Source organism: Moraxella nasovis, from assembly GCF_022701215.1.
GTDB classification, from domain to species: domain Bacteria; phylum Pseudomonadota; class Gammaproteobacteria; order Pseudomonadales; family Moraxellaceae; genus Moraxella; species Moraxella nasovis.
The window spans coordinates 1,974,452-1,988,647 of the sequence record NZ_CP089976.1 but is presented as its reverse complement, the minus strand read 5'-3'; the positions used below and the strand labels follow the sequence as shown (position 1 = coordinate 1,988,647).

Below are 14,196 nucleotides of genomic sequence, written 5' to 3'. Positions count from 1 at the left end.
TTAACTGTTAATTATAGCATAGACCATTTTATCTGCCTACTTAAAATCCACTCAAGCATAGGCTTGCCAGCCGTGTCATTATCATCACACCGACTGCCTTTTGTCATCATGGATGCTTTGATAAAAATAATGCAGCATCTCGCCAACTTTCGCCATTCTTTGCTCTAAGCTCATCTCAACTTTTGTACTAAATCTCACTCCCATCGCTCCATTCATGCGGTAACTACCATCTTTATCAACGGACTGGATAAGCTTAACGATTGCCAGACCATCAACGGGTGTATCTTGATTAAACTCAAGGGTAATCGCTTTTGCATTTGCGTCAATCTTACCGATACCTAAGGCATGAGCCTTAATTCGTAGGGCGTGGACAGCAAATAGTGTCTTTGTTGGGATAGGCAATGCACCAAATCGATCAATCATCTCAGTTTTGATGTCATTAAGCTCATCAATTTCATCAAGATTGCTAATACGCTTATAAAATAGTAGCCGCTCTGACACATCGCCTAAATAATCGTCAGGGATTAAGGCAGATGCATGCACATTGATATCACTGACTAACTCAAGCGGTGTTGCAAGGTTAGGCGTTTTGCCTTGCTTGATTGCTTTAGTGGCACGCTCAAGCATATCCATATATAGCCCAAAGCCAATGGTCTGCATATTACCTGATTGCTCCTTACCCAAAATCTCGCCTGCCCCACGAATTTCTAAGTCTTCACTGGCAAGCACAAACCCTGCCCCAAGCGTATTAGCACGGCTAATCGCTTCCAAGCGTTTCTTAGCATCTGCTGTCAAGCCCTTTAATGAAGGCACAAGCAAATAACAATACGCCTGATGGTGTGAGCGTCCCACTCGCCCACGGAGCTGATGCAGCTGAGCTAGACCAAATTTATCGGCACGGTTGATGATGATGGTATTGGCATTTGGCACATCAATACCTGTCTCAATAATCGTGCTGGCAATCAGTACATTAAATCTCTTATGATAAAAATCACTCATCACCGCTGATAATTCTCGTTCTGGCATTTGCCCATGTGCCACGCCGACACGTGCTTGTGGAACGAGTTCTTTTAGCGTTTCTGCCATTGTTTCAATGCTTGCCACATCATTGTGCAAAAAATACACCTGACCGCCACGCAATATTTCACGCAGCATTGCCTCTTTGATGGCGATGTCTGACTTTGGGGTAACAAATGTCTTAATCGCAAGCCGTCTGGCAGGCGGTGTGGCGATAATAGAGATATCTTGCATGCCTGATAATGCCATGTTTAGCGTGCGTGGAATGGGCGTTGCCGTCATAGATAGGCTATCTACATCTGATTGCATTGCCTTAATCTTATCTTTATGACGCACGCCAAAACGGTGCTCTTCATCAATAATCATCAAGCCTAGATTTTTAAACTTAACATCATCTTGTAATAGCTTATGTGTGCCGATAACAATATCCACCTTACCTGCTGCCAGATCAGCAAGCACTGCGTCTTGGGATTTTTTACTGACGAATCGAGACAAGCTTTCAATACGCACCGCCCAATCGGCAAATCTGGTCTTAAAGCTATCCTCGTGCTGCCCGGCTAGTAGCGTGGTTGGCACAAGCACCGCTACTTGATAGCCTGCTTGCACTGCGACAAATGCCGCTCGCATTGCAACCTCGGTCTTACCAAAGCCAACATCGCCACAAATCAGCCTATCCATCGGCTTATTTTGCTTCATGTCATGCAAGATATTATCAATAGCGACCATCTGATCGATCGTTTCTTCATACTCAAAACTGCTGGCAAACAGCTCATAGCTTTGCATATCTATATCAAAACTGATACCGCTTTTGGCGTTACGGCGTGCTTGCACATTTAAAAGCTCGGCTGCCACATCATAAATCTGCTCAAGCGTTTTTTGCTTAGCTTTATCCCATTTACCACTGCCAATCTTAGATAATTGTACCGCCTCACTGTCAGTTCCGCTGTATCGCCCTATCAAGGCAAGCTGAGTGATTGGCACATAAATGCTGGCATCATCGGCATATTTTAGGTGGATAAACTCTTGTTCACCATCGCCTAAGTCAAGCATGGTAAGCCCCTGATAGCGACCTATGCCATGCTCGATATGCACCACCAAACTACCCTTACTCATCTCGCTAACTGACTTAACAATTAATGCTTGCGACATGGTGCGAGTTCGTCTTTGGGTTGTGGTAATCTGTCTACCAAAAATTTGGGCTTCACTAAGCACACAGATTGTCGTTGCATTATTATGCAGCATTAAGCCTTGCTCGATAGGAGCAACTGTCAAGGCGATATGATTTTCATTAAAGTTAGACAAATCGCCCAAAAACTCATTAAAATCTGCCACAACCGTTACACGAACTTTATCCTTTAAAAGCTCCAATAAAATTTCTCGCCGCCCCGCACTTTCAGCAACGATCAAGGTTTTTTGGTTGGCATGTTGGAGGAACTGCAAAAGATCTGCTAATGGCTCGCTTTGTTTATGGTTAATGCTCACACTTGGCACAAGAGAATTCTGCCAACCTATAAAAGCATCGTTAGCACAGGCTTTTTTGTCAAACTGCACCTTGGCAAAAGGCTTTAGCCGTGCAAAAAACTCATTAAATGGCAAAAATAGCCATTTTGGTGCTAAGATTGGTGTTTGCTTATCATGTCCATAATTATGGTAGCGTGCTTGTAGCTGATCCCACACTTGGGTGTGATGATGCGCCACATCACCCATCATAATCATCGACGTATTTTTTGGTAAATAATCAAACAGCGTCCCACTTGCTTGCCATTCATCTAAGTCAAAAAACAGCGGTGCATAATATTCAATACCAGCAGGAGCAATACCTGCCAAAACATCTATGTATAGCTCCACTTTACGAGCAGACACATCGCCAAAAATCTTAGCAAAATTTTGGCGAAAATTCTCACGCCCATCTACTAAAGCAAACTCACGAGCAGGCAGTACCATAAACTCATCAGTCTTTGGCTTATCAGGCAGACGGCTGTACTCAAAATCATTATTATGAGCTAAGCTGTCTTTTTTTAATTTATCTAAAGCCTCATCAGATAACGTTCTTTGATTTTGGGGGTCAAAAAACTTAATGTACTCAATCTCATCGTCAAATAAATCTAAGCGAAATGGCAATGCCTGACCCATCGCAAAAATATCCACGACACTACCACGAATAGCAAACTCACCCGCCTCAAACACATTATCTACATGACGATAGCCTGCCTTAATCAAGCGTTCTCGCTCGCTGTCAATATCAAAGCTATCCCCTACACGTAAATCAAAATGATGACCTAGTAGAAATTGGGGCGGGCAGATTCTTTGCATTAATGTCTGAACACTCACCAAAAGCACGCCGCTTTTTGGCATATTGGTTAGCAAATGAATGCGTTCTGAGATAATATCTTGGTGTACAGCCAGCTGATCATAAACAAGCGTTTCATAATCGGCAAAACTATGAGCAACAACCCCAAAAAATCGCAATTCATGCTCAAGCTGATACAGTCTTTCTTGGGTATCTGCGATAACAACATGTAAGGTGTCTGCCTGCACTTTTATAAAGCCAGATAGCCAAAACGCAAATGCTAATCCTTCTAGATTCTGAACATGGGCGGTATGGGCGTCTTTTAGGGTTGGAATATTAATCTGTGGCATATGCATATCTTAGTACCATTGATTTAGTTTAATTTGCCATGCTCTGCATTTTTTGGCGATGGTGTCATGACTATGCCCCATGATATCAGCAGTAACAGCAATATAAGACAGTGGTAAATCACCCATCTGATTTCTAAGATAATCAACATTATCTAGTGTAATGCCACCAATGGCACAAAGTGCAAAGTCTGTTTGGGCTGCTTTTTGTAGTATCTCAATAGGCACAAGAGACGCTCTAGGCTTGGTTAAGGAAGTAAAAACCGTACCCATCGCTCCATAGCTGGCACCTTGCTTTTTTGCTTCTTTAAATAATGCCATATCAGAATGACAGGTGCGTCCGATAATCACATCATTCCCCAAAAGTTCACGAGCTACACGCACACTGCCATCACGTTGCCCTAGATGTAACCCTGTACAAAAATGCGATGCCAGTTGTAAATCATCATTAATAATCACATCAATATCATAGTCATAAGCAAGGCTAATTAACAGCTCAGCCTCTCGATATACAGTCGCCAAATCATACTGCTGTAACGTTTTTTTGCGGCGAATCTGCAAAACAGATATCGCCCCTGTATCAAAGGCACGCTCAAGCTTATCCATCAATGTCGTAATTTCATCGTCATTGGTTAATAAGTATAGTTTTGGTGGTGTGTTTTTCATGATTAGCTCCATATTTACTGCATTATAACCAAATTATCACCAAAACAAAACCGCCCAACGGATTTAGGCGGCTTACAAGATAATGCTCTATCAATTACGATAGGCAAGCTCAGTTAAAATGTTCTCGGCATCATTCCAGCGACTGTTAGAAGCTTTTGCCCCAAGCAGTACAACAATGGCAGGACGGTTATTAACGTGCGTTTCCATGACGACGCAATAGCCCGCCTCACGAATGTAACCTGTCTTTGACACGCCGATAGGATAAGCACCTGCACGCACAAGGCGACTTGTGTTATTTGACTTAAGAACACGATCGCCTAAGATGTCATTTGCAATATAAAAATCATAGCTTGGTGCAGTTGAGAAGTTGCGAATTGTCTGATAACGCGGCTGACTGCTTACTGCTGTCATCATCTTCACCAAGTCGCTGGCAGATGACTTATTATTCGGATTTAACCCAGATGAGTCAGCAAAGCTTGTTTGATACATACCTAGACTGTATGCTTTTTGATTCATAGCCCTAATAAAGGCATCATAACCGCCTGTGTAGGTGCGTGCTAAAGCCTTGGCAGCAGGATTTTCAGATTTCATAAGCATTAATAATGTCAGCTCAGAACGACTCATTCTATCGCCTGCTTTTAGTTTGGTACTTGCTTTTTTTGCCCCAACTAAGTCTGACGCAATCAAAGTAATCTCTTCACGCATATCAAGACCAGAATCTAAAATCACCATAGCCGTCATTACTTTAGACACCGAAGCGATTGAACGCTGATGATCGATGTTTTTACCGTATATCAGCTTGCCAGTTTGTAGGTCAACGACTGCCACAGAAGATGATTCTGTTGTTATAGGAAAGTTCTCAAAGCTATCATTTTGGGCATAGCTACTGCTAAACTGAGAGCTTGCTTGTGCAGTGACAGGGGTTGTAGTTACAGGTGTATAGGTGGGCTTTGTTATCGTCTGAACTACTTTAGGGGCGTGCCTTGTAATCGTTTGAGTTGGTTCAGCTTTAATGACTTGATTAATTTCAGTAATAGGAGTAGCTGTCACAGCATAGGTAGAGCTAGACTGAGATGGGCTAAATTGAGATCGTGATAAAGTTACTGTCTTTTGGTGGCTATTATCCACAATGAAAGCTTGAGCATTCTGATAAGCTGCACCCACTGTCATTAGCATGGTTAATTGTATCGTATATTTTTTTAGATTCGATCTCATGCGTCACCCTTATTAGTTAGATTAATTTATTAAGTTTAACATAAATCACCAACAAGCACCAAATCCTAATACAAAAAATCACAAAAAGATGCCAAGTGTAGTGCGGTTGTGACCCCAATCTTGCCACTGTATTACTTTTTGCTAAATTTATTTGCAAAATCACCCAGTAGCATATAAAATCAAATGCAATTAAGACAAAAGGAATGGTATGACGATTAAAGTTTTGGTGGCAGATGATCATGATTTGGTGCGTATGGGTATTGTCCGAATGCTAGATGATGACCATGATATCGAAGTGGTCGCTCAAGCAAATGATGGCGATGTAGCAGTCAGTAAGGTGCGTACACACCGCCCTGACGTGGTTTTATTAGATGTCAATATGCCAAGCATGAACGGCGTAGATGCTACTAAAAAAATCAAACAAATAGATGACAGCATTAAAATTCTTGCGGTATCAAGCCTATCTGCCCAACCCTACCCCTCTATGCTACTAAAGGCAGGCGTGAACGGCTATATCACAAAAGGAACGCCACTTGATGAGATGGTTTTGGCGATTAAAAAACTCCACTCAGGGAATCGCTACTTTAGCCATGACGTCGCCTCTGAGCTTGCAGCAGCGGTGCTTGGTGAGACAAATCAATCCCCTTTTGATGCTCTATCACAAAGAGAACGTCAAGTGGCAATGATGGTGGTAAACTGCCAAAGTGCCCAACAAATCGCTGATAAACTGTTCGTTAGTGTCAAAACAGTCAATACATACCGTTATCGTATTTTTGAGAAATTAGGCGTAGATAGCGATGTTAAGCTTACGCATTTGGCGATGAGATATGGTCTAATTGGTGGGTAATTTTGGCGTATAATCGTCAATTATCTTGCTCAAAATACGCCTCTTTTAAGAATGCTTCTACCACCTTAAATTGCCCTGCTGTGCTTTCTTTGGCATACATCGCCTGACGAAAGGCATTTGAGTTAGCTATACCTGACGTATACCAAGCGATATGTTTGCGAGCAATACGACAGCCAGAATATTCCCCATAAAATCGGTACAGCTCTTCTAAATGAGTTAGTACAATAGCACGAAGCTCATTGATATCAGGGTCTGGCAATAAATCGCCTGTATTTAAATAATGGGCGATATTACGAAAAATCCACGGCTTACCCTGTGCTGAGCGACCAATCATCACCGCATCCACCCCTGTGGCGTCAAAGACAGCCTTTGCTTTTTGTGGGCTGTCAATATCGCCGTTAGCGATGATTGGGATTGTGGCATTTTGCTTAACTTGAGCAATAAGATCATAACGAGCCTCCCCTAAATACTTATCTTCTCTGGTACGCCCATGAATTGTGAGTGCCTTAACACCGATATTTTCGGCAATCTTTGCGACAGTTAAAATATTTTCTTTACCATTTTCAAAGCCAAGCCGAGTCTTTAGCGTAACTGGCACATCCACCGCACCGACCACCGCCTCTAGCAGCCGCTTAACCAAATCCACATCCTGCAATAATGCCGAGCCTGCAAGCTTGCGACATACTTTTTTAGCAGGGCAGCCCATATTAATATCGATAATCTTAGCACCATTGGCGACTTGATAACGAGCAGATTCTGCTAATTTATCTGGCTCTGAGCCGACAATTTGAGCTGAAATTGGAGCAATTTCTCCCTCAAAATTGGCACGATAAAGCGTCTTATGATTAGCAAATAATGTCGCATCTGAGGTCATCATCTCACTCACAGCATGCCCTGCCCCAAAAGACTTGCAAAGACGTCGAAAAGGATTATCCGTAACTCCAGCCATAGGTGCCAGCCAGATTCTGTTGTTTATAATCTCGTCGCCTATTTGTAAAGTAGTAAGTAAAGTGTGTGGTTGCATCTTTGGTATGTTTATTGTTAAGCTTGGCAGATTGTACACAATCAAAGACTCTTAGTAAAGAATCATTCGCTAAGGAATAAATTGAGCGTGTCGAGGCACAGGTCAAACTTGGCTGTGTAAGGCTTATCACCCCCTGCACAAGCGTCTTAATACGCCCATCTTTCATCGTTGCTTGTAAGTCGTATTTTGCCATTGACCATGTGGCGTTATCTGTCATGCCGTGCGAAAAGTTCACGACAATAACGCCAGTATCTACAATAAAAATGCCGTCATCGCTAGACAATGACAGCACTTGTGTACGCTTAGTTTTAGTTTCAGTATATGCTTGTAAATCAAGCCTTGCAATTTGGCTTGTATCGTATGGTGCATCGCCTTGCGTAAATCTAAATCGCTTGGCAGTATCATCACCACGATACAAGCTAAGTTTGATTTTTGGTGGCATTAGCTCCCCTTGTTGATTACGTTGTCATAGATTTTGGTTAACTGATTAATGGCATTACCGCCCAAGTGTCCGCTGATTGCCACAGCCACGGCGGTGATGTTTAAGGATAATTCCCATTCACGGCACAGTAAAAAGGTTGTAAGACCTGCAAAGCCACTTAAAAACAGTTCACCAAATAAGTTTAAAAATATCTTGCCTAATGGCTTAGGCTCGGTTGCTTGATTAAGTCGCATGATAAAGCTTGCCAAGCCACCTAATAGCGATAACACAAGTACATAAGGCAAGGTGACTAAGACTTGAAGCCACTGGTTTTCTGTCATGTTTTCTCCAATAAAAAACCGCCCATTAGGCGGCAATCCACTTATCGTCTATCCAACGCCAAGGCTTGACGTTGTCAGGCGGTGGGGTTAGTGTAAAATCTTTATCATCGGATAAATCACGTATGACACCATTTGGATTGCCCACGTCTTGATAAAGATATTGACCTGTTGTCTTGTCATAAACATAAATTTGAATGAACATGTTACTCCTTAAAAACGAAAAAAAAGCCAAGCAATTTACACGAAAACGTATAATTTACTTGACTTTTATTATAGGTTAATCTATAATAACACCAACTTAGCAAGTGGTGGCACACTTGACTAAGGAAGCCCCAAAAAGGGAACATTAACCAACAGGAGATAACCAATGAGAGTAGTCATTGTGATTATCTTGGTGTTATATAGCCTGCCAGCTTACTAACATCAAGCACCTAAGGGCTTAGCCTAAGGTGGAGTTAGGGGAAACCCTAGCTCATCTCCTTAAATCTTATAATAACACACCACAGGAAAAAGTCAAATGCCAAAATACACCACAAATCCAAAATCACGCAATCAAATCCAATACGACAGCGACGCCAAGCGTGGCATGAAAACCAAGGGCTTTAAGCTACACATAGATGACATCGCCATGATTGAACAGACCGCCAAACGCTTAGGCATTCCCCAAAACGAGCTGATTGTGCGTGCGGTGTTAGCGTTTGACCGCCATGACGGATAGACTACCACGCCTGATTGTTAATTCACCGTTATAGTTTGCAGGTTTGGTGGTTGTGATACTAAGTTTGTAAGCATGGCTTGTTTTTGTTGTATAATCCACCAAACCGCCAAGGATAAAGTTGCCCTTAACGGTAGAATGCGTCCCAATTTGTCTAATTCTAGGTGGTCCACAGACCCTGCGACGGATAGGGCGTCCTCTTTCTCCCCATTCTTCTTCTTCCCAACAGTCGCTGCTTTCTGAAAACAGCGGTGTTGTGGTAACTTCTGCGAACATTTCAGAATATATCACGTGATTATCACGATATAGATTGACCTGTAGCGTTGGCGGTATCGGTATGGCTTGATTTGCGACAAACTCCGCATACAAAAACGCATTGATTAAAATTGGGGTTCCCCCAACAATTCCATCAATGGTTAGTGTAAATAAATCATCAGTACCACCCACCTCAAAAGTTCTTATATTTTGAAAACTTTGAGCCCTTGGCACAATGACCGCTTCCCCTGCAATCTGCAAGGTATCTACTTGGGCTATGCCAATCTTAGCGTTCGTGATAGCCCCATTGTCAATCTTAGCGTTCGTAATCGCTCCATCGGCAATCTTGGCATTATCAATAGACGCATTAGCAATATACGCACTATCAATAAACGTGCCAGCAGGATAGCGTACGCCGTTAATCGTGCGTGGGCTTGTGTTCACAATAAACGGCTTTTTACCATCATTAGGATTTCCCAGATAAAACTGGTCAGCGTTAATCCCAAATCGGCTAGTAACACGCCCATTTTTAAGCTCGCTGATAAGCCCATAGCCACTGATGACACCGTTATTATCCACCGTAACCGCTTTGATGGCAGACACGCCATCAATAGACTGCTCTACGTTACGGATTTTGGTGCTATAGCCGTTTACGCTTGTTTCAAGCTGTGTTACTTTCTGGCTGGTTGCTCTAATATCACGCCCATGCTGTGTAACCGTGCTTGTCAAGCTGTTTAAGGCTGAACTGTCTGCCTTACCATTTAATCTTGAATTAAACTGCCGAATTTGCCCACTCACCACGTTATCGGTTTGGGCTTTGGTGTAGTAGTTATTTAAAGCACTAGCATTAGCCTTAGACCCCAAATCTGCCCTTAATTGCTCGGTTTTTTCGCTTAACGCTTGTGTAGCCGTTGTCTGTGTCTGCTTAAACTCGGTTAAGTCAGCACTCACATCATCTATCGCCCCATCTATCACCTTTAAGCTTGCATTTGATACAGATATACGGCTTGTGTCACGGATATTGGTGCGATAAAAATGCAGTGCGTTATTACCGCTTATCCCAGCGTTCCACGTCAGCTGTTGGGGTGTGCCGTTGGCTGTGATACGCCCAATGCTATTTGCCCCTGCTGCACTTGAGTTATAAACAAGTAGCTCACTTTGGGGGTCGGTGGTGATACTAACTAGCACCTTTTGCCCTGTAGCTATGTTTTTTACGATGGGATAACTTGCCACCAAAAACTGGTCCGTTGTACTATTTGTGGTATTTTGTAATAAGTTTTTAGAATTAAGCACCCCATCAAAGCGTGATTGCAAGCCATCAAGCCGTGATGATGCCGCCTGTGTGTTATCACTAATGGCGTTTACCTGCTGTACTACCCCTGCTACAGCCCTATCATTAGCCGTCTTGTAGCCATTTAGCTCTGATAAGGTTTGGCGGTTGGCGTCGCTGACATCATCAATACGCTGGGTTAAGCCTGTTTGCAGTCCGTTTAACAGCCCACGCACTTCGCCTGTTTTGGCATTGATGGCTTGCGTGCGGTTTTGGATTTCTTGATTGATGGCTGCCGTGCGGTTTTGGATTTCTGTCGCAAGATTCGTCTCATTTTGTCCGCTCTTATCATAGGCGGTGTTAATCTTACCACGCAACGCATTATCTAGCATATCGCCTGTGATGTCATCAGATAATAGCGATAAAATCTGGCTGGTATCAGCAGACGTGGTAATCGTTTGCCACTCGCTCCAAGTACTCACATTGCCCAGCTTATCCACCGACCTTGCACGGTAATGGCGTGTCAGATTGCCTTGTAAGCCTGTAATATTAGCCGTGTTGGTCGGATAGGCATATTGCCCAAGAATGCTAGTTGTTTGCTTATCATCACTCACCTCAATCTCGGCAAAGGCAATGTCTGTATCATCAGAATATTGCCATGATAAATCTATGCCAAATAATATGCCTTTACCGCTAAAGCTTGATAATGGCTTAGGCGGTGCGGTTTTATCGGTGATGGTGGTCTGATGGCTTAGCGTATAGCGACTGCTGTTGCCAAAGCCGTCCACCGCTTTTACTCGTGCCAGATATTCACCTGCTACTGCGTTATCAATATCAATACTAGTAGCGGTCGTTTCACCTAATAGCTTCCAGCCTGTGCCGTCTTTATTGTATTCTACGACATAGTAATCTGCTGCTAAGACTTGTGAATAATCAATGGTGATTTTGATTTGATTTAAGCCTTGGTGCGTGTAGTTAAACTGGCTGATATTGACAGATGACGGTGCGGTAAGTACCTGCTCATGCACTTTAACAGGCTTAGGCGGTATGGTGTAGCCGTGTTCTGCTACGCTAAATTTAGCGATTTCATACTGCAACGCGGTGATGCTAAAGGTGTGGTCATCGTTATGCGTCATGTGCAAAATGCGGTAATTATCTGCCCCACCCATGCTCCACACATCGCCAATATTCACTTTATCGCTAAGCAGTAGCTCATTGCCGTTTATGCTTTCAACGCTTAATGTGCGACCGCCTACGATGATGCTATCTTGGTCTTTGGGGGTGCGGTCTAGTACGACATGGCGTGTCTTGGTGGCGGTTAGGGTAACTTGATTGATGGTGCGTTCTTGGCGTGTGCTTGTGCGATAAATATACAAATGACTGTTGCCACTTTTCCCCACGTTCCACGTCATCACAGCACGAGCTGTGCCATCTACCACGTTTATGCGACCAATCTCGTTTGCCGCCGCTGACTCTGAATTATAAATCAGATATTCACCATCGGTGGCACTAAGGCTGATGGTAACTTTATCGCCATCATTAAAAGCTTGCTTTAATGCCAAGCCCACAATCAGATGATTAGATGTGGTGGTAGGGGTCATGCTTTCAACCAAATTAGCCGACCCCACAATCCGCCCACTAAGACCAGCGCGGCGGTTATCGGTAATACTAATCACATCGCCCACTTTTGGGATAAAGCCGTCAAGCCCTACGCTAAAGCTTACCGTTTGTGTTTGCATCTGCTCGGATAATAACGCCCAGCGTCCTGCTCTGATGGCTTGGGTGCGACTGGTACAGCCAAAGGCGTTAATCTTAACGATACGTATGCCGTATTTGGCTATCGCTTGTTCATCTTTAACGTGAACATAATCGGTCTTAAAGTCATTGTCAGGGTCATCATAAGCAATTTGGGCGATGGTGTGGCGGTCTCTTGCTCGTGTGCCTGTATAAACAAACTCGCCATTGACCACGTTTGCCGTATTAAAATGATAACTCGGCTCTTTTGGCGTGTCAGCGTCAAAGACGATTTTTTCGCCGTCCCAAAAGCTCATCGCACGAAAGATAGATGATAGGTTTTGTAAAACGCTAAACGCATTTTGGGCTTGCTGAATATACACATTGACACGAAAACGTGGTTCACGTCCGCCACGCCCATCGTCCACCAGCTCATCGCAGTACTGGGCTAATTGGTACAAGCTCCATTTATCTACTTTGCCATCTAGCCGATTGCCCAGCCCATATCGTGTATGCGTGCAGATGTCGTATAGCACCCATGCAGGGTTATCAGAATACGCCATCTTAAATCTGCCGTCCCAAAGCCCTGTATAAATGCGTGTTACAGGGTCATAATTGGTAGGTACTTGGATAATCATGCCACGCATACGCACCGATAATTTGGCAATATTACCAAAGGTATTTGCGTCATATTTTAGGGCAAGTAGGGCGGTGCAAGGATAGCGTAATTTTGCGTCCACAACTTCGGTCAAAGCGATAATGCGCATTTTATCGCCGATAAGCTCGCTGTTTTGGTTGGGCGTTTTTCTACGAACTCGGATTGTCCAATGGTTTTTAGCTTTTGGCAGGTTGATTCTATGGCTTTTTTGATAGCCTTGCGACGCTTTTTCGTCAATAAAGGTATCTAATACGGTCAAATACGCCCCGTTATCAGTTTGTAAATCAATGGCATAATCAATGCGATAAGCCCCCACATCGCCGTTATCATGCGTTTTGTATAAACCATTAAAGCCAATGCGAACCACCACAGCAGACAGCTGGGTATTGGTAATCTCTTTGACAAAATCACGTGAACTATTTAGCTCAACGCCCACGCCAATCTCGTTTTCAACCGCATTAAAGCCGTCAATGTGTGTTTGGTCCAATGTACCAGCACGATACGACCATTCCACGCCATCAAAGTTAGGCTCGCCATTGTCATTGATGATAGGCGTGCCATCTAATTTAATAGATTTACCGCCGTCCACCAGCCCTGCCACTTCACCTTCTGATAGCCCATACATCGCTTGTAATACGGTGGTAGATTGGGCGGTGTCTTTGGCGATGTTTGGCTTGGCGTCTTTTTTTTTCTTAGCACCTTGAATTTGCATGATTTTACCCTTTACCTTTAAATGCTTTTTTAATAAGGTCAGTAGCTGCATTGTGTAACGTTGTCATAACGACCCCTTGTATCATCTTATCTTGGGCATATACCGAAGCTGATATTACAAATCCACCAATCTCACGCTCGCCATAAAGGATGGGTACAGGGTTGCCTTGTGCTACTGTGGTAACCGCTGCCCCAAAGCCGTTATTGGCTTTATTACCGTCAGGGTCATCAGGTTCATGCTTTGGCGTGGGCATAAGTAGGCTTGAGACACCGCCCATCAAAAGACCTGCACCAACACCGATTAAGGCAGATGACGCCCCTGCCGTAATAGTCGTAGAAAATACGCCAACACCAATCATCGCAATCCCTGCCACCGTTTGTAAAATACCGCCAACCTTACCGCCAGCCCCTTCAATTTGTGGCACGATATGAATGTCAGATTTGGCGGTTTGGTTGTTGATTTCATTTTCATTGATGTTGTTTTTTAACACCTTATCGCCTAAAAATACGGCTAAATTTACGCCACTTTGTTCCATGAATGCTTTAAAGGCAGGTATTTGACACGCTAGGGCGTGGGTTGCCTCAAACGCGGTCTTAACATCTAGCTCAAAGGTTTTACCGAATTTTTTGGCTAAAATGCCGTAAAAGTGGATGGTTTTCATTTGACAGTACCTAAAATTTATTG

General features: G+C 43.5%; 11 protein-coding genes. 2 read left to right on the top strand and 9 right to left on the bottom strand.

The window, feature by feature from the left end:
• Positions 1 to 84: 84 nt before the first annotated feature.
• The 3 genes from mfd to LU293_RS09570 form a co-directional block, all read right to left on the bottom strand.
• Positions 85 to 3,657 (bottom strand): transcription-repair coupling factor, encoded by a 3,573-nt coding sequence (gene mfd / locus LU293_RS09580; protein ID WP_242747649.1) that lies wholly within the window; start codon positions 3,655 to 3,657, stop codon positions 85 to 87.
• Between the two features lie 9 nt (positions 3,658 to 3,666).
• Entirely contained in the window at positions 3,667 to 4,320 is a 654-nt protein-coding gene (locus LU293_RS09575; RefSeq protein WP_242747646.1) for a thiamine phosphate synthase, read from the bottom strand.
• Positions 4,321 to 4,410: 90 nt separating this feature from the next.
• On the bottom strand, positions 4,411 to 5,535 hold the full coding sequence (locus LU293_RS09570; RefSeq protein ID WP_375540340.1) for a D-alanyl-D-alanine carboxypeptidase family protein: 1,125 nt from the start codon (positions 5,533 to 5,535) through the stop codon (positions 4,411 to 4,413).
• 208 nt (positions 5,536 to 5,743) lie between these two features.
• Here LU293_RS09570 and LU293_RS09565 point away from each other — a divergent pair, with 208 nt between their 5' ends.
• Positions 5,744 to 6,382 carry a response regulator gene (locus LU293_RS09565; protein WP_242747644.1) on the top strand — a complete coding sequence of 213 codons (639 nt, stop codon included), beginning with the start codon at positions 5,744 to 5,746 and terminating at the stop codon, positions 6,380 to 6,382.
• Between the two features lie 16 nt (positions 6,383 to 6,398).
• On the opposite strand, the gene dusB is transcribed toward LU293_RS09565, so the two are convergent.
• Genes dusB through LU293_RS09545 form a run of 4 tightly spaced genes read right to left on the bottom strand, consistent with a single transcriptional unit; the run spans position 6,399 to position 8,370 of the window.
• A complete protein-coding gene (gene dusB, locus LU293_RS09560) occupies positions 6,399 to 7,406 on the bottom strand; it encodes a tRNA dihydrouridine synthase DusB (protein ID WP_242747642.1) in 1,008 nt (335 codons plus the stop codon).
• A complete protein-coding gene (locus LU293_RS09555; protein WP_242747640.1) occupies positions 7,312 to 7,848 on the bottom strand; it encodes a hypothetical protein in 537 nt (178 codons plus the stop codon). The genes dusB and LU293_RS09555 overlap by 95 nt, the downstream gene beginning before the upstream one ends.
• Positions 7,848 to 8,168, bottom strand: a complete 321-nt coding sequence (locus tag LU293_RS09550) for a phage holin family protein (protein WP_242747638.1) — start codon at positions 8,166 to 8,168, stop codon at positions 7,848 to 7,850. The genes LU293_RS09555 and LU293_RS09550 overlap by 1 nt, the downstream gene beginning before the upstream one ends.
• 25 nt (positions 8,169 to 8,193) lie before the next feature.
• Complete coding sequence (locus tag LU293_RS09545; protein WP_242747636.1) at positions 8,194 to 8,370, bottom strand: hypothetical protein; 177 nt, start codon at positions 8,368 to 8,370, stop codon at positions 8,194 to 8,196.
• Positions 8,371 to 8,685: 315 nt separating this feature from the next.
• Here LU293_RS09545 and LU293_RS09540 point away from each other — a divergent pair, with 315 nt between their 5' ends.
• Positions 8,686 to 8,886: a hypothetical protein gene (locus LU293_RS09540; protein ID WP_242747634.1), complete on the top strand. Its 201-nt coding sequence runs from the start codon at positions 8,686 to 8,688 to the stop codon at positions 8,884 to 8,886.
• On the opposite strand, the gene LU293_RS09535 is transcribed toward LU293_RS09540, so the two are convergent.
• Together LU293_RS09535 and LU293_RS09530 are read right to left on the bottom strand one after the other, a co-directional pair.
• Complete coding sequence (locus LU293_RS09535; RefSeq protein WP_242747632.1) at positions 8,860 to 13,512, bottom strand: TipJ family phage tail tip protein; 4,653 nt, start codon at positions 13,510 to 13,512, stop codon at positions 8,860 to 8,862. The genes LU293_RS09540 and LU293_RS09535 overlap by 27 nt on opposite strands.
• A gap of 4 nt (positions 13,513 to 13,516) precedes the next feature.
• Positions 13,517 to 14,173, bottom strand: coding sequence for a tail assembly protein (locus LU293_RS09530; RefSeq protein ID WP_242747630.1), 657 nt, complete (start codon positions 14,171 to 14,173; stop codon positions 13,517 to 13,519).
• Between the last annotated feature and the right edge of the window lie 23 nt (positions 14,174 to 14,196).